Source organism: Buchnera aphidicola (Melanaphis sacchari), from assembly GCF_003096055.1.
Classification (GTDB): Bacteria; Pseudomonadota; Gammaproteobacteria; order Enterobacterales; family Enterobacteriaceae; genus Buchnera; species Buchnera aphidicola_P.
This window is the reverse complement of the sequence record NZ_CP029161.1, coordinates 316,125-337,231: the sequence shown is the minus strand read 5'-3', so window position 1 is coordinate 337,231 and position 21,107 is coordinate 316,125. Positions and strand designations below refer to the sequence as shown.

Sequence of the window (21,107 nt, the reverse complement as noted above, 5' to 3'; positions counted from 1 at the left end):
TATTGGACTTTTAAATGAAATTATTGGAAGGTAAAAAAATTTTAATAACTGGAATTTTAAATGAAAGATCTATTGCGTTAGGCATAGCAAAATCTATGTATGAGCACAATGCTGAACTAATTTATGTTTGTCAAAATAAAAAAATTGCCAATAGAGTACAAAAATTAATTAAATCAATAAATAATAATCCAATATTTTTATGTGATGTTTCTTGTGATAAGAATATCAAAAATTTTTTTTTAAAATTAAAAAAAATATGGAAAAAGTTTGATGGATTTGTTCATTCTATTGCATTTTGTCCTAAAAAACAAATGCAAGAAGATTTTATTAAAAGTAGTACGAGAGAATCGTTTATTAAATGTCATGAAATTAGTTCATATAGCTTTTTAAGCATGGCAAGAGAATCGCAAAAAATGCTGAATAATTTTTCTTCTTTAGTAACTCTGTCTTATTTAGGAGCTCAAAAAGCAATTACAAACTACAATATCATGGGTTTGGCAAAAGCATCGTTAGAATCAAACGTACGTTATATGGCTAGTATTTTAGGAAAAAAGAATATTAGAGTCAACGCTATTTCACCTGGACCTATTAAAACTATTTCTTCACGTCAGATCAAAGATTTTTGTAGAACAAAAATCTATCATAAATTTTCTTCTTGCACTAATAGTCACATTACGAGCAAAGAAGTAGGCAATGTTGCTTCTTTTTTGTGCTCTAATTTATCAATTGGAATTACGGGTTCAATTATTTATGTTGATCATGGCGTGAATATAAAAGGGGTAAATACTATGTTTTAAACACTTTAAAAAAAGTATTTCATTAAAATATTTTTTTTTAAAATCAAATGTATTTTAAAATAAAAATTATAAATATATACTTATTTTGAAATTTTTGAAAAATTTTTAATAAAATTTATCTATGATATTCTATAAATAAGTTATATATTAAAAATATTTAAATTATAAATTATTTATTTTCTATTATAATCCTTAGGTTATATTATTATGTTTCAAAATAATCCATTACTTGCACAATTAAAAAAACATTTAAATGCTAAAATTCCACGAGTTGAAGGTATTGTAAAAAGTACGGAAAGAGGATTTGGTTTTTTAGAAGTTGATGCTCAGAAAAGCTATTTTATACCTCCTAAAAACATGAAAAAAGTCATGCATGGCGATAAAATATTAGCTGTATTAAAAGTTGAAAAAGATCGTGAAATTGCTGAACCTGAAAAATTAATTGAACCTTTTTTAAATAAATTTGTAGGACAAATTGAAAAGAAAGATAATAAATTATTTATTTTACCTGATTACCCTTTTTTAAAAGATTTTATAATATGTAATCCTAATAAAAAATGTGTTAAAATTTTTCAAACAGGAGATTGGGCTATAGCTAAACTAGTTCAACATAAATTAAAAGGAAATAAAATATTTTATGCTGAATTAATTGAAGAAATAGTAAAATCAAACGATCCATTAATACCGTGGTTAGTTACTTTATCACGTCATAATCTTGCCAAAGAAGAACCATTAATAGAAAAAAAAGATATCTTTCTAAAAGATACATCCTATAGACAAGATTTAACTCATATTGATTTCATTACTATTGACAATGTTAATACAAAAGACATTGATGATGCTCTTTTTATCAAAGAAGAAGCTAATAAAAATTTTTGTTTAACAATAGCAATTGCAGACCCTACGTCTTACATTGAAAAAGGTAGTAAATTAGATATCATTGCCTCTCAAAGAGGTTTTACAAATTATTTACCAGGTTTTAACATTCCTATGTTACCTCGTATTTTGTCAGAAAACATATGTTCTTTAAATCCTAAAAAAAAGCGCCCAGTTTTAGCATGCTCTGTGAATATTTCAAAAGATGGAAATATTCTTTCTAATACTATTAATTTTTTTTTAGCATGGATTAAATCTAAATCAAAATTATCTTACGAAGATGTATCAGATTGGATTGAAAAAAAAAGTACATGGACGCCTCCGAAAAATTCTATCGAAAATCAAATATCTCTTTTACATCGTTTGTGTTTATTAAGAATTAAATGGCGTCAACTAAATGCTATTTTATTCAAAGAAAGTGTAGAATATAGATTTCAATTTTCTGAAAATAATAATATAAAAGATATTATAATTGAAAAAAGACGTATTGCTCACAAAATTGTTGAAGAGTGTATGATAATTGCTAATATATCCGCGGCTAATTTTTTATCAAAAAATATTGGATTTGGAATATATAATGTACACTCTGGATTTGATGCTATAAATGCTGAGAATGTATCTTCTTTTTTAGACAATTTTAATTTAAAATTTAGTGCTCAGGAAATCACTACCCTCAAGGGATTTTGCCATCTTAGACGTGCCTTAGATTCTTTATCTAATGAATATATAAATAATCGTATTCGAAAATATCAATCTTTTGGTGATTTTAGTATTAAACCAGGACCTCATTTTGCATTAGGTTTGCAAGAATATGCTACTTGGACATCTCCAATTAGAAAATATAGCGATATGATTAATCATCGTTTATTAAAAGCTATCATACAAAAAAATAAGGAAATTATTAAACCGACTGAAGAAATGAAGTTAAAAATTAGTGATCAAAAGCGACGTAATAGAATAGCTGAAAGAGATATTTCAGATTGGCTTTATACTTTGTTTTTACAAAAAAAAGAACATAAAAATAAAAAATTTAATGCAGAAATTATTGATATCGCGAGAAGTGGTATAAGAGCAAAATTAATAGAAAACGGTGCTAATGTTTTTATTCCTTCCTTATTCGTACATCCTGTTCGTGAAGAATTGATTTTCAATCAAGAAATAGGTAAGGTATTTATCAAGGGAGTATTGCATTATAAAGTATCTGATGTAATTGAAGTTGTTTTGTCAGAAATTCGATTACAAACACGTAGTATTATTGCGAAACCTAATTATTAGTTAAAAAGTTTAAATATTTTAAAAAATATTTAAAAATTTAATATATTAAAATTATTGTATTTTAAATAAAGTTATAAAAAATTCAATATAAATTAAGAGTATAACATGCATATTTTAACCTTTGATTTTTCTATATATATAAAATTTTTTGTAAGTTTATGCGCTCTTGTCAATCCCATTGGGATGATACCTATTTTTACAGCTATGACAAATAATCAATCTATTTTAGAACGTAATAGAACTAATTTAATAGCTAATATTTCTGCATCCCTAATATTAATTATATCATTATTTGTAGGTAAAAATATTTTAAATATTTTTGGAATATCTATTAATTCATTTCGAATCGCCGGTGGGGTATTAATTATTAGTGTTGCATTTTCTATGATTAGTGGTGTTTTTACAAAAAATAAAGATGAAAAAAAAGAAAATATTAGTGTAGTTCCTTTAGCTATGCCATTAATTGCTGGACCAGGAGCAATTAGTTCTACCATTGTATGGAGTACATACTATTCAAATTGGATTAATTTATTAGGATGTAGTATATCTATTTTTTTGTTTTCATTAGTATGCTGGATTTGTTTTCGTGCTGCGCCGTCTGTTGTTGACATATTAGGAAAAACAGGAATTAACATTATTACACGTATTATGGGATTATTACTCATGTCTCTTGGAATAGAATTTCTAAATATCGGAATAAAATCTATATTAATTGATTTATCACATTAATCTTTTATATTGGACTTGATTTATTGAAAAAGAAATTTATTTTTTTTAAAAATTTAGGACTCAGAGATTGGTTTGAAGTTGTTAATCAAATGCATATTTTCACTCAGTCACGAAATTTTAATACATTTGATGAAATTTGGTTTGTAGAGCATTATCCTATTTTTACACAAGGTTTAGTAAAAAAAAGTAATTCTGTTGTATTAGAAAGAAAAAAATATTTGCATAATATTCCTTTAGTATTGACTGACAGAGGTGGTCAAATTACATATCATGGTCCGGGGCAACAGATAATATATTTTTTAATTGATTTAAAACGTAGAAAAATTAATATTCGTCAATTTATAAATATTATACAAACTTTAATTATAGATACTTTGAATTATTTCTCTATAGATTCATATCCTAGTTTAAGAATTCCTGGAATATATATAAATAAAAAAAAAGTATGCTCTATAGGGTTGCGAATTAGCAAGGGATGTACTTTACATGGTTTATCCTTAAATATTAATATGAATTTAACTCCGTTTACTTATATTTCTCCATGCGGAGATATCAATATGAGAATGACACAAATAAAAAATTTTAATCCTTATGTTACTATATCAGAAATACGTTTAATTTTAATTAAAAAGCTATCTAAATTATTAAATGTGCAAATAATTAATAAAAAGTTGCAAAATAGAATTTAAAATTTTTTTTAAAAATATTTTTTAAATGAATTTTAACATATTAAATTGAGATAAAAAGTTTTATGAATAAAAAATATTTTGTGCTCAAAACAAATAAAAAGATTAAAATTATTCCAACTATAAATATTAATCAAAAAGTAAAAAAATTAAAAAAACCTGACTGGATTAAAATAAATATGCTTACTAATACATCTCGTATTAGTAAAATAAAAAATGCTTTACGAAAAAATAACTTATATTCTGTTTGTGAAGAAGCACGTTGTCCAAATTTACCCGAATGTTTTAATTACGGAACTGCAACATTTATGATTCTTGGAGCTATATGTACGCGAAATTGTCCTTTTTGCGCAGTATCTCATGGAAAACCAAAAGACGTTGATATAAAAGAACCTGAAAATTTAGCTAAAACTATATTTGATATGGGTATTAATTATGTAGTCATTACTTCAGTAGTACGAGATGATTTATACGACGGTGGAGCACAGCATTTTGTTGATTGCATAACGTCAATTAAAAATAAAAATAATATAAAAATAGAGGTATTAGTTCCTGATTTTAGAGGTAGAGTTAAATTAATTTTAGAGATATTTAAAAAAAAGTTACCTGATGTTTTTAATCATAATATAGAAAGCGTTCCTCGTCTTTATAAAAGAATAAGGCCAGGAGCAAATTATCAAAAATCACTTTTTTTATTAGAGTCATTTAAAAAAAAATATACTTATATTCCTACTAAATCCGGATTAATGTTGGGTTTAGGTGAAAAAGATAAAGAAATTGTACAAGTTATGAAGGATCTTTATGAGAGCGGTGTTACACTACTAACAGTAGGTCAATATCTTCAACCTAGTAAAAATCATCTTCCAGTAGAAAACTATATATCACCTGCAGAATTTGAAAGCATTAAAAAAGAAGCTCTATCTATTGGTTTTTCTAATGCATTTTGCGGTCCTTTTGTGCGATCATCATATCATGCTGTATCTCAAACAAATTTTTCTATTAAGAAATAATAGCATTATAATATTTTAATATTATACAATTAAAATTACTCATATATCATTAAAAAAATATTATTTTTAATAGAGGTTAAATAGTGTTAAATTCTAGTTTTTATAATACTCCTAAAATTATTATTGCATTAGATTTTTGCAATAAAAAATCTGCTATGAAATTAGTTAATCTTCTTGATCCATCTACTTTCTATTTAAAAGTGGGAAAAGAAATGTTTACAACGTTAGGATGTAAATTTGTTCGCGAATTACATCAACTTGGATTTAATATATTTTTAGACTTAAAATTTCATGATATTCCAAATACAGTTTTTCATGCAATAAAAGCAGCAGCTGACTTAGGAGTATGGATGTTAAGTGTTCATGCTTCTGGAGGAAAAGAAATGTTAATTTCTGCAAAAAAAGCCTTAAAATCATTTAAAAAAAATACTCCATTATTAATTGCAGTTACTTCACTTACAAGCCTAAAAGAAAAAAATTTAAAAGAAATTGGTATTCATATGTCATTAGAAAAGTATGTACTAACGCTTTCAAAATTATCTAACGATTGTGGATTAGATGGAGTTGTATGCCCTGGTAGAGAAGCTAAGAAAATAAAACTATTATATGGAAATTCTTATAAAATAATTACTCCAGGAATTCGATGCTATTCTGATAATACATTTGATCAAAATCACGTTATAACCCCTAAAAAAGCTAAAGAATATAAAATAGATTATATTGTTGTAGGTCGCTCTATAACAACTTCAAAAAATCCCATTAAAAAATTAAATTTTATAATAGAATCTATGAAATAGCATATTTTAAAATACTATTTAATACCTAGTAATAAAAAATTGGAGAATTTATGAAAGTAATGCAAATAGAAAAAGCTATATTACCAACTGTATGGGGTGATTTTTTAATATTTGGATTTGAAGAAAAGAGAAATGGAAAAAATCATATTGCTCTTGTACATGGTGATATTAAAAAAAATACTCCTATTTTGTCTAGAGTTCATTCAGAATGTTTAACAGGAGACTCTTTTTTTAGTTTAAGATGTGATTGCGGTATACAATTAAAAATGGCAATGAAAAAAATTGTTAAGGAAGGTAGCGGCGTTCTTATATATCATCGTCAAGAAGGTAGAAATATTGGTCTTCTTAATAAAATTAAAGCATATTCACTTCAAGATAAAGGGCTAGATACTGTTGAAGCTAATCAGAAACTTGGTTTTTCTGCAGATGAAAGAGATTTTTCATTATGTAGTGATATTTTTAAAATTTTAAACATAAAAAGAATTAAATTATTAACAAATAACCCGTTTAAGGTAAATATGTTAATCGCTTCTGGAATTAATGTTGTAGAAAGAATACCGTTAATTACAAAAAAAAATTCAAAAAATGCTCACTATTTAAATACCAAAGCAAAAAAAATGGGTCATTTATTATTTAAATAATTTTTATTAGAAATAAAATTAAATTTTATACATTATAAAATTTTTTTAAAAAAATATTTTTTATATTGTTAAAGGGGTTTTTTAATGACCCCCAAAATTTATTAAAAATCAAAAAAAATAATTTATAAAAATTTTTAATGTTTTTTTTGTTGACTTAAATTTTTAGAAAACTATTTAATTTTATATAAAATTTAATTATATTTTTATATTATAATAATGGACTTAAAAAATAAAATATTTTTTCAAGAATTCTAGTCCAATATGCTCTCATTGACCAAATATTTTTGTCTAATAGTTGAGAATTATTAATATATTCTTTTTGTGTTATTTCTAAATTATGACTGAACTTGCTGTCATCAATTACTAAAGTAATTTCAAAATTTAACCATAAACTTCTCATATCTAAGTTTACTGTTCCGATTAAACTGAGTTGTTGGTCAATTAATATACTTTTACTGTGTAATAAACCTTTTTTAAATTGATATATTTTCACTCCTGCTTCTAATAATTCGCTAAAAAAAACTCTACTCGCCCATTTAACTAAAATAGAATCATGATATAAAGGTATAATAATACTCACTTTTACACCTCTTTGAGCTGCGGTGCAAATAGCATGTAATAAGTCATCGCTAGGAACTAAATAGGGGGTAGTCATAGTTAACTCTTTTCGTGCGGAGTAAATTGCTGTTAATAATGCTTGGTGAATCATATTTTTAGGAAAACCTGGACCAGATGCAATTACTTGAATGCTAGAATTATGATTTAACTTTTTTTTAAACATTTCTTTATTAGGCAATTTAGGCAAAATTTTATAACCTGTTTCAATTTCCCAATCACAAGAATAAATAATACCTATTGTTGTAGCTATGGGACCTTCTATTCTTGTCATTAAATCAATCCATTGACCTATGCCGGAAGATTTTTTAAATAAAAATGGATCTACTAGATTCATACTTCCAGAATAAGAGATATAATTATCTATTATAATAATTTTTCTATGTTGTCTAAGATCTATACGTCTCGTAAATATTCGAAAGAAATTTACTTTTAATGCTTCTACAACTTCAATTCCTGATCTTTTCATAATTTTTACCCAAGGACTTCTAAAAAATTCAATACTCCCAGCAGAATCAAGCATTAATCGACAATGAACACCTCTTTTTGCAGAATGTATTAGAGCAGAAGCAACATCATCTGCTACCCCCCCAGGTTTCCAGATATAAAATACCATTTCAATATTTTTTCGAGCTAGATAAATATCACGTATTAAAATTTTTATAATTTTTTGAGTATTAGTAAGTAGTGTAATGTTATTGTTTTTAATTCCTGATATTCCTTGCCGATGTTTGCATAATTGAAATAAAGAGGTTGCTACTTCGCTGTTTTTTATTTGGAAAATATATTTATAAGATTTAAGTTGATTAAGGTATTTATTTGATATGGACCAAATTTTATTCGCTATTTTTTTTTGTCTTTTTTCTAAATAAAATTCTCCGAAAAAAAACCATATAACAATTCCAATAAAAGGAATGATATAAATAGTTAACAACCAAGACATAGAAGAAGGTATGCTGCGACGTTTAATTAAAATTCGATAAGTAATATTAGCAATTAATAACCAATATATTAAAATAATTAACGATTTAATTAAATTATAAAAAATATCCATTTATTTAAAATCCTATTCATACTTTTAAAGTTTTATATTTTTATTAAATATTTTTAATTAATATATTTTAATAATAAGATTTAAAATAATTATATTTTGAACGAATATTAATTCTTATATTAAAGATATTTATAAAAATATAATTTATTTATATATTCTTTTAAATATATATATTATTCAGCATTTCTTTCAACACCTTAAAAATAATAATAAATTATTGAAATATTTTTAAAGTGTTGACTTTAAATATTTTATGAAAATTTTTATTTTAAATGATACTCATAGGTAATAATTGACGAGGATTTCCTGTATTATCAATCGCTACATAAATAAATATTGCTTTTGCAACACAATAGTAACGGCCTAATGGTTTAGAGGAAATTTTTTTAATCCAAATTTCTATGTTAATAGTAATTGAACTGTTTCCGACTTTTAAACAGTGTGCATAGCAAATTACAATATCGCCAACAGAAATAGGTTTAAAAAAAGTAATATTATTCACTTGCACTGTAACAACTTTTCCGCCAGATATTTCTTTAGCTAATATAGCACCTCCGATATCCATTTGAGAAATAATCCAACCACCAAATATATCTCCATTAGCATTAGTATCTGAAGGCATTGCAAGTGTTTGTAGAACTATGGTTCCTTGTGGTAGTTTATTTTTTTTTGGCATTATTAAAATATTCGCCCTATTATTATTTAAATATTATAAAAACTTATTTTTTTTTATTACTTTGAAATTTATATAAATGCTTGTAGCAATAAGAGCAAAAAACATTAAAATTAAAATTCCAAAAACTTTAAAATTCACCCATGTTTTTTCTGGAAGCCAAAAAGCTATATAAATATTTAAAATACTACAAAATAAAAAAAACAATGCCCAAAAAAAATTAATTTTATTCCAATATATATTATTAATTTTTATCTTTTTTTCTAAAAATCTTTGTATAATTGATTTTTTAGTAAAAAATTGACTAATTAAAAGTACTATAGAAAATAGTATATAAACAATAGTAATTTTCCATTTAATAAATTGAGTATCATGAAAAAATATCGTTAAAGATCCAAAAATAGAAACAGTAATAAAGTTCAAAAAACTTATTTTATCTACTTTTTTATATATTAACCAATATAATGCAAAAACTAAAAAAGATATGATAATTAAAAATTTTGATGCTGTAAAAATATCATAAAATTTATAGGATGCAAAGAACGTTAGTATTGGAAATAAATTTAGTATTTTTTTCATATAAAAATCCTAAAAAATATTTAATCTCTAATATCGCAAAACAGCATATAAAAACGGAATAAATATATTGTCAAAATTGAAAATAATATATTTAAGTTAATATTTAGTATAAAAAAAATAAAATTTTTGTTTATTAAATTTATATTGGAAAGTAATGTAGTAAAAACAAATTTTATTAACATCCACAATAAAACGCTTGTACCTATTATATGTATATGCTTCAATGAAATTGAAGCACTAAGACGTATAGAATCTATAATTCCATTTTTTTTATTGAATGATAAAATAATGGGGGAAATTGCAAGTAGTATTGATAAAAAAATACCTGGAAGAATGAATAACATAAATCCTAATTGAGTGATGAAAGTAATAAAAAAATTTAATATAAATAAACTTGGCAAAAATCGAAATAGAATTGAAAGAGAAGACGTAATTTTTTTTTCTTTGCTAGACAAATGCATAATAAATGTAATAACAGTTCCTAATAAAAAAGTTTTACTTATTAAAAATTCTAGTATTTTAAATATTGAATATTTTAATAATTGTTTTTTTTCATATATACTCATGTTATTAATTATATCAAAAATTGCATGAGAATTCACAATTTGCTTATTTTCTATTATAGAAATAATGTTTATATCAGGTTTAATTAACATATTTATTAGAATACTAATAAAAGTAGTAATAACAGATATTCCAAAAATAGTTTTTATTTCTCTTCGTACAAAATGATATGTATCATCTCGTAAATTGCGCATTGTAATAGACATATGTATATTCCCTAGAAATTATTAGCAAGTATTTAAAGATTATACATATTATTTTTAGTAAATATGTTTTTAATAAAATAGTTTCATATATCAGATTTACTTGTTAATATTATAAATATTTAGTAGATTCCTTTGAATTTAAAATAAATTTTTTAATTTCGTTTATCATTTTTTTTTCATGATATAAGTTTTTTTCAATTATTTTTACTATTGCTGAACCGCAGATAACACCATTAGTACCAGATAAAAGCGATTTTTTTATTTGTATAGAATTTTCAATTCCAAAACCTTGTAATAAAGGAATTGAAGTATATTTTTTAACGTTATCTATAAATGTTCTTGATAAAAAAGTTTTTTTATTTTCTATTCCAGTAACACCAGGACGAGATAATAAATATATATATCCTTTTGCATATAGAGATAATTTTTTTAAAAAATCATTGTTTGCATCAGGAGGACATATAAAAATAGAATCAATGTTATTTTGATTAGCATTTTTGTAAAATATATTGTACTCTTCTACTGGAACATCTACTATTAATACAGAATCTAAACCATATTCACAACATTCTGAATAAAAATTACCAATACCTTCATTATGCACAAGATTGGAGTAAATTAAAATTCCTATAGGTAATTTAGAGTATTTTTTACGTACATTTTTAATTATTTTAAAACATTTTTTAATATTAATTTTATTTTTAAGAGATCTTATATTTGCCTTTTGAATAACCGGACCATCAGCTAATGGATCAGAAAATGGAATGCCTAACTCTAAAGCATCTGCTCCATTATCTATTAATGTTTCAATAATTTCTATTGATTTCTCTAAAGATGGATCTCCTATAACAACAAAGGGAACAAAGCAACCTTCTTTTTTTAAGTATAATTCTTTAAACATTCTTTTATAACGGTTCATTTAATTCTCCTCGTTTTAAAAATTCGCGAACTGTAAATATATCTTTATCACCACGACCAGAAAGATTAACAATTAATATTTGTTTTTTATTTGGATCAAGAGACATTAATTTTAATGCATGAGCTAATGCGTGAGAAGATTCTAAGGCAGGAATGATACCTTCTTTTTTGCATAAAATTTGAAATGCTTCCACTGCTTCTAAATCAGTAATAGAAACATATTCAGCTCGATTAATACTTTTTAACCATGCATGCTCGGGTCCAACTGATGGAAAATCTAAACCAGCTGAAATAGACCAAGATTCTTTAATTTGACCTTCTTTGCTTTGCATTAAATAAGATTTCATTCCGAAATAAATACCACTTCTACCATAACTTAATGGCGCGCCATGTTTTCCGGTATTTATACCATGACCAGCTGGTTCTACTCCAATTAAACTAACTTTTTCATCTATAAATTCAGAAAAAATACCAATTGCGTTTGATCCTCCTCCAACGCATGCAATAATTGCATTTGGTAGTTTTCCTTCTTGTTTTAAAATTTGCTGTTTTGTTTCTTCACCGATCATTTTTTGAAATTCTTTAACAATAGTAGGATAAGGATGAGGTCCTGCAGCTGTTCCTATCATATAATAAGATGTTTTATAATTTTCTGACCAATCACGCAAAGCTTCATTACATGCATCTTTTAAAGTTCCCGATCCATTTTTTACAGGTATAATTTTTGCACCCATTAATTTCATACGAAATACATTAGGATTTTGTCTTTGAATGTCTTTGTAGCCCATGTAAATTCTACATTTTAAATTGAATAATGCACATACAATAGCTACAGCTATACCATGTTGGCCCGCACCTGTTTCAGCAATAATTTCTTTTTTTTTCATCTGAATTGCTAAAAGTGCTTGACCTAAAACTTGATTAGTTTTATGCGCACCACCATGTAGTAAATCTTCTCTTTTTAGATAAATACGTGTTTTTGTTTTTTTTGTTAAATTTTGACACAAAGTTAATGGAGTTGGTCTTCCTGCATAATTTTTTAATAAATTTAAAAATTTTCTTTGAAAATTTTTATCTTTCTTTGCAGTTATAAAGTTTTTTTCTAATTCATATAAAGCTGGCATTAATATTTGAGGAACGTACATTCCTCCAAATTGGCCAAAGTAGGGATTAAGTAAAGTCATATATAAGTAATTTCCTAAAATTATTAAAAAATTATTTAATCATTAAATTTTGAAAAATATATTCCATTTTTTTATGATCTTTAATGCCTGGAAATTTTTCAATACCGGAATTCAAATCTAATCCTGCGCAATAAAATTGAGAAGCAATAATGTAGTTTTTTGTATTTATACCTCCAGCTATAATTACATTATCTAAAATTTTATTTTTTAAAAGAGACCAGTTAAAAGTTAAACCACTTCCTCCAAAATTAGAATCAAATATGTATTTATCAACATGATTCCAATCAAGAATAGGTAATTTTGATTTAATAGAAAATACTTTCCAAATTTTAATATTATGAGGTAATTTTTTTCTTAAACTATTAATATAATTTTGATTCTCAAAACCATGTAACTGAACAGCGTATAGAGATAATTGTTCAGCTATATTAACAATTATGTTAATACTTTCGTTTTGAAATACTCCTACATATTTTAAATGATTTTGAAAAATAATTTTTTTTGCAGTTTTTTGATCGATTTTACGCGGTGAATTATTTACAAAAATTAACCCCCCATATACTGCGTTGCATTTTTCTGCAACTTTACTATCGATAATACGCGTTAATCCGCATATTTTATTTTCTCCTACAATTAAGGATTTAACAGCTAAATCTAAATTTTTTTGAGACATTAAACTTGACCCAACTAAAAAACCATCTACTATTTTACTTAACTCTTTTACTTGGTAATTTTTTTGTATACCAGATTCACTAATAATAATTTTTTTTTTAATAAGTGGTGCTAACGTACGGGTTCGATTTAAATCAATAGATAAATCATGTAAATTTCGATTATTAATACCAATTATAGAAGCTTTTAAGTGAATTGCTCGTTTTAATTCTGAAAAATTATTAATTTCTGTTAGAATACCCATATTTAATTTTTGAGCAATTTTGGATAATTCTATGTATTGAGTATCGTTTAAAATAGAAAGCATTAACAAAATAGCATCTGCATTATAATATCTAGCTAAATATATTTGATACGAATCAATAAAAAAATCTTTACATAAAATTGGTTGTGCAACACATTGCCTGATAATATTTATAAATTTTAAGTTCCCATGAAAATATTTTTCATCAGTAAGAACGGAAACTGAGGAAGCATATTTTTTGTATATGTTAGCTATTTTAACTAAATTAAATTTCTTTCTTAAAATTCCGAGAGAGGGAGATTTCTTTTTACATTCAAGTATAAAAAAGGGTCGTGTATTTTTTAAAGAATTGTAAAAACTACGTGTTTTTGTATTAATTTGATTATAGAAATTATTTAATGGTTGTTTTTTTTTTCTTTCTTTAATCCAATCAATTTTATCTTTTATAATTTTGTTTAATATTGTTTCTTGCATATTTATTCTTCTTTTAACATAGCAGATACGTTCATTATATGTTGATAAACATCTCCACTGCGAATTTTATCTAATGCCATTTCTGTATTTTCTTTTATATCTTCGCATCCAAAATTTTTTAATAACATTGCAACATTAACTGCAATTAATTCTTCATGTAGTCTATTTCCTTTTCCTTGCATTGTTTTTTGTATAATGTGAAAATTTTCTTCTAATGTAGATTCTAAATATTTGATTTGAGGATGTTTTTTTATACCGAAATCATGAGGCTCTAATTCATATGAGTAAATTTTTTTATTTACCAATTCAGATACATAGGTGATGCCTTGTAACGTTACTTCATCTGTGTTATCACCGTGAACAACAATAGCGCGTTGATAATTTAATTTTTTTAAAATATTAATAAAGGGATCAATTAACTTCTTTTTGTAAACACCGATTAAGGTAAATGGTGGATTGGATGGATTTAAAAAAGGTCCCAATACGTTAAAAATAGTTTTTATTTTTAAAACATTACGTACTGAGGCGACATATTTAAAACCTGAATGATACTCAGGAGCAAATAAAAAACAAATATTTAATTTTTTTAAAGTTTTTAAGGATTTTTCTATAGATGCGTGTAAATTAATTTTTAATTTCTTAAGAAGATTAGAAGATCCTGATTTGCTAGAAACACCTTTGTTGCAATGTTTGATAATTTTAAATCCACAGGAAGAAGCTACAAAAGCACTAGCGGTAGAGACATTGATAGTATTGTTAATATCTCCTCCGGTCCCAACTATATCAGAAAAAAAATAATTTGGCTTAGGGAAAAATTTCATTTTTTTTAAAAATGCATCTATTGCACCTATAATTTCTTCGATTGATTCTCCACGCATTTGAATAGCTGTTAAAATAGATGATAATTGTATTTTATTAATTTTTCCAGAGATGATTAATGTAAATAATTGATAACTTTCTTTTTGAGTTAAAAAATTTGAATTATAAATTTTATTTAAAATATTTCGCATTGATTACCTTTACATTAAAAATGTAAATTAATATTTTCATAATTTTACAATAATATATTGATATAAATAATTCAATTTAAATTTTAAAAATTTGTCTTATGTAAAAAATTAATTTTTATTATTTCTTTTATAAAAAAAGTCTTATAAAAATCAGACATAAATATTACAATTATAGTATGTTCTACATTACTTGTTTTTTTCATAGGAATTTAAATAATGAATAAAATTATAACAATTTTTCTTTTTTGTTTAGTGTCTATTACATGGGGTACTACTTGGATAGCAATGAAAATTGCAGTAGAAACTATACCCCCATTATTTGCTACTGGAATAAGATTTTTAGTAGCTTCTCCTGTATTAATTGTACTTGCATATTTTACTAAAACTCCGCTTTTATTTCCTCGTGGTCAAAGATTTTTTCAAGTTATTATATCTATTTTTTATTTTTCGATACCATTTACATTAATGCTTTATGGAGGCAGTTATGTAAAATCATCTATTTCTTCAATTATCTTTGCTACTATGCCTGTAGTGGTTTTACTGTTATCGCGTATTTTTTTAAAAAAAAAATATATTTTATTCAAAAAATTGGAATTTATATATCTTTAGTTATATTATTTTATGTTTTATTAACAGATTTACAGTTAAAACATTTTATTCATTGGAAAGGAATTTTATCTTTACTTTTAGCGCTATTTATTCATGCTATAATTTACGTTGAATGTCAAAAAAAATGTTTTAACGTATCTGTTATTACATTTAACGCTTTGCCATCTTTAATTTCAGGAATATTATTATCTTGTGTGTCTTGGTTTATTGAATCGCCATCTATTAACCTTTTTTCTAAAAAATCAATTTTAGCTATTTTTTATCTTGGAGATTTTTCAGGGATTTGTGGTATCTTATCTTATTTCTATCTACAAAAAAGAGTAAGTTCGTTTTATGCTTCCACTGTATTTTTAATTTTCCCCTTTGTTGCGGGAATATTAGATAAATATGCATACAAAAAAACTATTTCGTTAAACGAACTATTCTATATTTTACTACTTTTTTTAGGAATATTATTAACTTTAATTCCTAAAAGTTTTTTTAAAAATATTATAAGATATTTAAAATGACTGAAAAAATACAAAAAATATTATCTGGTTTAGGTTATGGATCGCGTCGTTTTATCGAAAGCATGATTAAAAATGGAAATATATTTATAAATAAAAAAAAAATAAAAATTGGACAACTTTTAGATAAAAAAAACATTAAAGAAATTTTTTTAAATGATAAAAAAGTAGTTTTTAAAAAAACAAAAATTAAAAAAAAAGTAATTATCTATAATAAACCCATCGGAGAAATTTGCACAAAAAATGATTTTAAAAAAAGAGCCACTGTATTTGATAAGCTTCCTATTTTAACATTAAATCGATGGATTAGTATAGGAAGGCTAGATATTAATACAAAGGGATTATTATTATTTACCAATGATGGAAGTTTAGCTAATGAATTGATGCACCCAAAAAATCAAATTGAACGTGAATATCACGTTCGCATTTTTGGGGAAATGAATGAAAAAAAAATAAATATTCTGCAAAGGGGGATAAAAATAAAATGTGGTTATTCTTTTTTTAAATCAATTAAACCTTTATATACTAAAAATATCGGAAAAAATAAATGGTTCAAAATTATTTTATGTGAGGGGAAAAATAGAGAAATTAGATTAATGTGTAAAGCAGTTCAATGTGAAGTGAATCGATTAATTAGAGTGAGATATGGTAATATTATTTTACCTAATAATTTAAAGGAAGGTCAATGGGTAAAGTTAAATCAATCTTGTTTAAAGAAACTATACAATTTAGTAAGCATTAAAAATAAATAAATATTTATTTATTTTAAAATATTTTAATTTTTTAAAAGGTTAATTGTGTGAATTTAATTTTAAATTATGGATTATTTTTATTAAAAACTGCTACTTTCTTTGTTTTTGTTATTGCAATTTTATTGTTTTACAATAGGATAAAAAAAAGATCAAAAGATCAAAAAAAATTTAAAATAACTTTATTAGAGAATTACTATAATCAAGCAAAAGATAGCATTTTTTTATTAAAAATGAATAAATTTGAAAAAAAAATTTGGTTACAAAAAAAAACAAAAAAAAATAAAGAATTTCTTAAAAATTTTAGAAAAAAATTTAATGCAAATCAGTTCCTTAAAAAATCAAAAAAAACTCTATTTATATTAGATTTTAAGGGCGATATAAATGCTACTAAAGTAACTGGATTAAGAAAAGAAATATCTCTGATTATTATGACCGCTAATAAAAATGATGAAGTTCTATTACGCTTAGAAAGTTCTGGAGGTGTGGTTCACGGATATGGTTTAGCAGCATCTCAATTGCAGAGATTACGTAAACACGATATACATTTAATTATTTGCATCGATAAAATTGCAGCTAGTGGTGGATATATGATGGCATGTGTAGCCAATCGCATAGTTTCAGCTCCATTTTCTATAGTAGGTTCAATAGGAGTTGTTGCTCAGTTGCCTAATTTTTATAGATTATTAAAAAAAAATAATATTGATATGGAACTACATACTGCAGGTGATTATAAAAGAACTTTAACTATGTTTGGAAATAATACTGATTTAATGCGTCATAAATTTCGTCAAGAATTAAATGCAACACATAACCTTTTTAAACAGTTTATTAAAGAAATGCGACCTATTGTAAATATTAATGAAATTTCTAATGGAGAACATTGGTTGGGAAAAATAGCTTTTGAAAAAAAATTAGTAGATGAAATTAATACAAGTGATGATATTTTAATGTCTAAAATAAATGAATATAATTTATTAAGTATAAAATTTATTTACAATAAAAAAAGATTGTTTAATTTAACTGATTATATTTTTAAAAGAATACAATTAATTTTAAAAAAATTGTTTTAAATAAAAGTCCTAAATTTAACAATATTTATATTGAAGTATCATATAACCTATTTAAAATAAAAAAATTGAATACATTTCTAATATGAAATAAAAATATACTTCTATATTTCGATATAAATTATAAAATTAAATTATAACTTAAAAAATAATTTTATAATTTTTTATAAAACAAATTTAAAAAAATTTTTATTTAAGAGAAAAATAATTAATTCTTATAAAAATAAAAATTTTTCAAATTACGTCCGAATTAATAAAAAATACTTTCTATTTTAAAAAAATTTTAGTAAAAATTTGTTTTATATTTATTCATCAATTAAAATTTAGAAAGCATGGTAGTATTATCTTATTTTAAGGAATGTATTAAAAATTATCTTTCTAAATTTAGTTAAGTAATTTTAATAAAATTAATTAGATCTATATAAATAAATTCTATTTTAGAATTGATTATTTATTTTTAATATATTAAAAAGTTTTAACATTATAGTTAATTCAATTAAATTTAATTCATAGAACTTCAAACTGTTTAGAATGCAAATTATTAAAAAATGTTTATAAAATGACAAATATTTTTTCTTTTGTTATAAAGTTAAAAAATATTATTTTTTTATCAAAGATTATCTAATAATTAAATTCAATATAAAAATGATATACGATAAATTACAAAAATATAAAATTTTAAATCTATATTTAAAATTTATTTTTATCTAGTATACCATGTAAAAATTACAATACATGGCATTTTAAATAATCTATTTTGAGCTAACTTTTTTTAAAAAATAAATTTTTTATATTATGATTAAATAGATAATTTCTAATAAAAAAATTATTTAAATTTGAGTATTTTTTTCTAAAGTTAAAATATTTAATTTAAATTTTTTGAATTGATAGTCACAAACATATAGTATTTTTTTAATAAAATTAATATTCTTTTCAAGAAAAATTTTATTTAAAAATTAATCAGATATTATATAATAAATAGTTTTTTTAAATGATTTATAAATATTTTCTTTAAGAATAACTAAATATTTAAAAATAATTTTCTCTTATTTTTTCAGTAATTAAACGAATACATTTTGAACTACCAATTAAATTGGTGTAATTATGATGAGAAAATTTATTGTTTTCTGTAAGGTCGTTAATTAAACATCCTGATTCTTGTGCCTGCAGTTTGCCTATTAAAAAATTAATAGGTTTCAAATTAAAGTTAAATAAGCAATCTATTCTACCAGAAGATACATATGCTATGTCTAGCATACTAGATCCCGTACATCTTAAATCAATGCCAGATTGAAGTAATTTTTTATATAATTTAAGATAAGATAAAAATTGATTATTGTAATATTTTGAAGTTAAATTAAAAGCAATTGTAGCACAATTTAATGAACTAACATCCGAGCAACGTATTCGATAACCATTCAATTGAGATCCTTGCCCTTTAACAGATGTAAATAGATCGTTTCTTAACGGATCATATATTACTGATATTTCCGGATTGTTTTTAATTAATACTGTAATAGATACACAAAAATGCGGAAAATTTTTGATAAAATTGTTTTTTCCATCTAGTTCATGAACAATCCATGAAATATTTTTTTCATTTCTTAGAGGATCGATATTATTTAAAATAGTGTGATTTGGATATGCTTTATAAATAATTTCACTAATTGATTTATACGTTTTATAGCTTACGTTTTCAATAAAATTTTTTTTTCTAGTAATGTCTTCTTTGATAAATTTTTGTGTATCATAATTTTGAATGATAACATTACCCCCTTTTCGAACTGCACGAATAGCAATATTTAACATAGGATGCATATAGTACTCCTAAATTTTTAAAACATTTTATTAGTTATTAATCTGTTTTTAAGATTATTTTTAATAAAAAGATTAGTTAATTTTATCATGATTTATATATCTTTAATATTTTAATTCTTAAAAAATTTTTTTAAAAAAATATATTTTTTTTCATTTGTTTTCATGTTAGTTAAAACTATAATAGTTTATGCATACCATTTAATATATTAATATTTAATTAATTTAAAGGATCTATAATGAAAAAAAAAACTTTTTTTCTAAATCTGAAACTGAAAAAGTCAATTTGTTAGATTTAGATTACAAAGCAATGCAATCTTTTGTTTTATCTATTGGCGGAAAAAATTTTACTACTAAGCAAATTATGAAATGGATTTATAATTTTTATTATAATGATTTTAATTTAATGTCAAATTTAAAAAAAGAAACTAGAAAAAAATTACATGAAAAAGCTTATATTTATGCAACAAATTTTTCTGAAGAAAAAATTTCATCTGACGGAACAATAAAATGGATTACATCAATTAATAATCAAAAAATAGAAACTGTTTACATACCAGAAAAAAAACGTTCCACATTATGCATTTCTTCGCAAATAGGGTGTTTTTTAAACTGTAAATTTTGTGCTACTGGTCAGCAAGGTTTTAATAGAAATTTAACAGTTTCTGAAATTATTTCTCAAATTTGGCAAGCAAACAAAATATTAAAAGAAAAGAGAAAAAAATGTATTACTAACGTAGTATTTATGGGTATGGGAGAACCTTTATTTAACATAAAAAACGTTATTTCTTCTATAAAAATTATTTTAGATAAACATGGATTTTCATTGTCAAAACGTCGTGTTACGCTTTCAACTTCTGGAGTGGTTCCTGCATTAGAAAAATTAAGAAAAGTAATTGATATCAATTTAGCCATTTCTTTACATGCTCCAAATAATTTTATTAGAGATAAAATTATGCCAATTAATAAAAAATATAAAATTGAATCTTTTTTGAAGGCAGTATCTAAATATTTAAAATGTTCAAGCGCAAATAGAGGTGGAGTAACTGTAGAATATGTAATGCTTAAAAATATTAATGATTCGAATCACAATGCTTTCGAATTAGCTCATCTTTTAAAAAAAATACCAAGCAAAATTAATCTTATTCCATGGAATTTTTTTAAAGGTGCTAATTTTATATGCAGTACTCTTAATAGAATTAATATTTTTGCAAGTATTCTAAGAAAGAAAGGATTTAATACAACTATTAGGAAAAATAGAGGTCAAGATATTAATGCTGCTTGCGGTCAGTTAACAGGAAATGTAATCAATAAAAATATTGATAATTATATATAAATATAAAAAATTTAATAA

At 23.6% G+C, this 21,107-nt stretch carries 19 protein-coding genes and 1 pseudogene; 11 read left to right on the top strand and 9 right to left on the bottom strand.

The annotated features are described in order from the left end of the window. The first annotated feature begins 14 nt into the window (after positions 1–14). From DD681_RS01705 to ribA, 7 genes are all read left to right on the top strand, one after another. Positions 15–797 (top strand): enoyl-ACP reductase, encoded by a 783-nt coding sequence (locus DD681_RS01705; protein ID WP_158341294.1) that lies wholly within the window; start codon positions 15–17, stop codon positions 795–797. A gap of 207 nt (positions 798–1,004) precedes the next feature. Further along, complete coding sequence (rnb, locus tag DD681_RS01700; protein WP_158341293.1) at positions 1,005–2,948, top strand: exoribonuclease II; 1,944 nt, start codon at positions 1,005–1,007, stop codon at positions 2,946–2,948. Between the two features lie 105 nt (positions 2,949–3,053). Continuing rightward, a complete protein-coding gene (locus DD681_RS01695) occupies positions 3,054–3,677 on the top strand; it encodes a YchE family NAAT transporter (RefSeq protein ID WP_158341292.1) in 624 nt (207 codons plus the stop codon). A 23-nt stretch (positions 3,678–3,700) separates the two neighbouring features. Next, entirely contained in the window at positions 3,701–4,366 is a 666-nt protein-coding gene (lipB, locus tag DD681_RS01690) for a lipoyl(octanoyl) transferase LipB (protein ID WP_158341291.1), read from the top strand. A 62-nt stretch (positions 4,367–4,428) separates the two neighbouring features. Beyond that, a complete protein-coding gene (gene lipA / locus DD681_RS01685) occupies positions 4,429–5,373 on the top strand; it encodes a lipoyl synthase (protein ID WP_158341290.1) in 945 nt (314 codons plus the stop codon). Between the two features lie 83 nt (positions 5,374–5,456). Further along, entirely contained in the window at positions 5,457–6,170 is a 714-nt protein-coding gene (gene pyrF, locus DD681_RS01680) for an orotidine-5'-phosphate decarboxylase (protein ID WP_158341289.1), read from the top strand. Positions 6,171–6,220: 50 nt separating this feature from the next. After that, positions 6,221–6,811, top strand: a complete 591-nt coding sequence (gene ribA / locus DD681_RS01675; protein WP_158341288.1) for a GTP cyclohydrolase II — start codon at positions 6,221–6,223, stop codon at positions 6,809–6,811. 208 nt (positions 6,812–7,019) lie between these two features. On the opposite strand, the gene cls is transcribed toward ribA, so the two are convergent. From cls to trpD, 8 genes are all read right to left on the bottom strand, one after another. After that, on the bottom strand, positions 7,020–8,480 hold the full coding sequence (cls, locus tag DD681_RS01670; RefSeq protein ID WP_158341287.1) for a cardiolipin synthase: 1,461 nt from the start codon (positions 8,478–8,480) through the stop codon (positions 7,020–7,022). 268 nt (positions 8,481–8,748) lie between these two features. Further along, entirely contained in the window at positions 8,749–9,156 is a 408-nt protein-coding gene (gene yciA / locus DD681_RS01665) for an acyl-CoA thioester hydrolase YciA (RefSeq protein ID WP_158341286.1), read from the bottom strand. Positions 9,157–9,189: 33 nt separating this feature from the next. Beyond that, complete coding sequence (locus tag DD681_RS01660) at positions 9,190–9,732, bottom strand: septation protein A (RefSeq protein ID WP_158341285.1); 543 nt, start codon at positions 9,730–9,732, stop codon at positions 9,190–9,192. A 20-nt stretch (positions 9,733–9,752) separates the two neighbouring features. Then, entirely contained in the window at positions 9,753–10,502 is a 750-nt protein-coding gene (locus tag DD681_RS01655; protein WP_158341284.1) for a YciC family protein, read from the bottom strand. A gap of 109 nt (positions 10,503–10,611) precedes the next feature. After that, positions 10,612–11,421 carry a tryptophan synthase subunit alpha gene (gene trpA, locus DD681_RS01650; RefSeq protein ID WP_158341283.1) on the bottom strand — a complete coding sequence of 270 codons (810 nt, stop codon included), beginning with the start codon at positions 11,419–11,421 and terminating at the stop codon, positions 10,612–10,614. Beyond that, a complete protein-coding gene (gene trpB / locus DD681_RS01645; RefSeq protein WP_158341282.1) occupies positions 11,408–12,604 on the bottom strand; it encodes a tryptophan synthase subunit beta in 1,197 nt (398 codons plus the stop codon). Before trpB ends, trpA begins: the two co-directional genes overlap by 14 nt. Before the next feature lie 31 nt (positions 12,605–12,635). Next, complete coding sequence (gene trpCF / locus DD681_RS01640; RefSeq protein WP_158341281.1) at positions 12,636–13,994, bottom strand: bifunctional indole-3-glycerol-phosphate synthase TrpC/phosphoribosylanthranilate isomerase TrpF; 1,359 nt, start codon at positions 13,992–13,994, stop codon at positions 12,636–12,638. Between the two features lie 2 nt (positions 13,995–13,996). Beyond that, positions 13,997–15,004, bottom strand: coding sequence for an anthranilate phosphoribosyltransferase (trpD, locus tag DD681_RS01635; RefSeq protein WP_158341280.1), 1,008 nt, complete (start codon positions 15,002–15,004; stop codon positions 13,997–13,999). 216 nt (positions 15,005–15,220) lie between these two features. Between trpD and DD681_RS01630 the strand changes: the two are divergent. The 3 genes and pseudogenes from DD681_RS01630 to sohB all read left to right on the top strand — a co-directional run bounded on the left by DD681_RS01630 (position 15,221) and on the right by sohB (position 17,941). After that, a pseudogene (locus tag DD681_RS01630) lies at positions 15,221–16,122 on the top strand (DMT family transporter). Further along, entirely contained in the window at positions 16,119–16,871 is a 753-nt protein-coding gene (locus tag DD681_RS01625) for a pseudouridine synthase (protein ID WP_158341279.1), read from the top strand. The pseudogene DD681_RS01630 and the gene DD681_RS01625 overlap by 4 nt, the downstream one beginning before the upstream one ends. A gap of 47 nt (positions 16,872–16,918) precedes the next feature. Continuing rightward, complete coding sequence (gene sohB, locus DD681_RS01620; RefSeq protein WP_158341278.1) at positions 16,919–17,941, top strand: protease SohB; 1,023 nt, start codon at positions 16,919–16,921, stop codon at positions 17,939–17,941. 1,026 nt (positions 17,942–18,967) lie between these two features. Here the strand turns inward: sohB and DD681_RS01615 are convergent. Continuing rightward, positions 18,968–19,756, bottom strand: a complete 789-nt coding sequence (locus DD681_RS01615) for an inositol monophosphatase family protein (RefSeq protein WP_158341277.1) — start codon at positions 19,754–19,756, stop codon at positions 18,968–18,970. A 229-nt stretch (positions 19,757–19,985) separates the two neighbouring features. Here DD681_RS01615 and rlmN point away from each other — a divergent pair, with 229 nt between their 5' ends. Then, complete coding sequence (gene rlmN, locus DD681_RS01610) at positions 19,986–21,089, top strand: 23S rRNA (adenine(2503)-C(2))-methyltransferase RlmN (RefSeq protein ID WP_261788363.1); 1,104 nt, start codon at positions 19,986–19,988, stop codon at positions 21,087–21,089. Positions 21,090–21,107 lie beyond the last annotated feature (18 nt).

What these genes read in the sequence shown, in the direction of transcription:
- DD681_RS01705 (WP_158341294.1), top strand. Translation starts at nt 15, where the DNA reads ATGAAATTATTGGAAGGTAAAAAAATTTTAATAACTGGAATTTTAAAT.
- rnb (WP_158341293.1), top strand. Translation starts at nt 1,005, where the DNA reads ATGTTTCAAAATAATCCATTACTTGCACAATTAAAAAAACATTTAAAT.
- DD681_RS01695 (WP_158341292.1), top strand. Translation starts at nt 3,054, where the DNA reads ATGCATATTTTAACCTTTGATTTTTCTATATATATAAAATTTTTTGTA.
- lipA (WP_158341290.1), top strand. Translation starts at nt 4,429, where the DNA reads ATGAATAAAAAATATTTTGTGCTCAAAACAAATAAAAAGATTAAAATT.
- ribA (WP_158341288.1), top strand. Translation starts at nt 6,221, where the DNA reads ATGAAAGTAATGCAAATAGAAAAAGCTATATTACCAACTGTATGGGGT.
- cls (WP_158341287.1), bottom strand. Translation starts at nt 8,480, where the DNA reads ATGGATATTTTTTATAATTTAATTAAATCGTTAATTATTTTAATATAT.
- yciA (WP_158341286.1), bottom strand. Translation starts at nt 9,156, where the DNA reads ATGCCAAAAAAAAATAAACTACCACAAGGAACCATAGTTCTACAAACA.
- DD681_RS01660 (WP_158341285.1), bottom strand. Translation starts at nt 9,732, where the DNA reads ATGAAAAAAATACTAAATTTATTTCCAATACTAACGTTCTTTGCATCC.
- DD681_RS01655 (WP_158341284.1), bottom strand. Translation starts at nt 10,502, where the DNA reads ATGTCTATTACAATGCGCAATTTACGAGATGATACATATCATTTTGTA.
- trpA (WP_158341283.1), bottom strand. Translation starts at nt 11,421, where the DNA reads ATGAACCGTTATAAAAGAATGTTTAAAGAATTATACTTAAAAAAAGAA.
- trpB (WP_158341282.1), bottom strand. Translation starts at nt 12,604, where the DNA reads ATGACTTTACTTAATCCCTACTTTGGCCAATTTGGAGGAATGTACGTT.
- trpCF (WP_158341281.1), bottom strand. Translation starts at nt 13,994, where the DNA reads ATGCAAGAAACAATATTAAACAAAATTATAAAAGATAAAATTGATTGG.
- trpD (WP_158341280.1), bottom strand. Translation starts at nt 15,004, where the DNA reads ATGCGAAATATTTTAAATAAAATTTATAATTCAAATTTTTTAACTCAA.
- DD681_RS01625 (WP_158341279.1), top strand. Translation starts at nt 16,119, where the DNA reads ATGACTGAAAAAATACAAAAAATATTATCTGGTTTAGGTTATGGATCG.
- DD681_RS01615 (WP_158341277.1), bottom strand. Translation starts at nt 19,756, where the DNA reads ATGCATCCTATGTTAAATATTGCTATTCGTGCAGTTCGAAAAGGGGGT.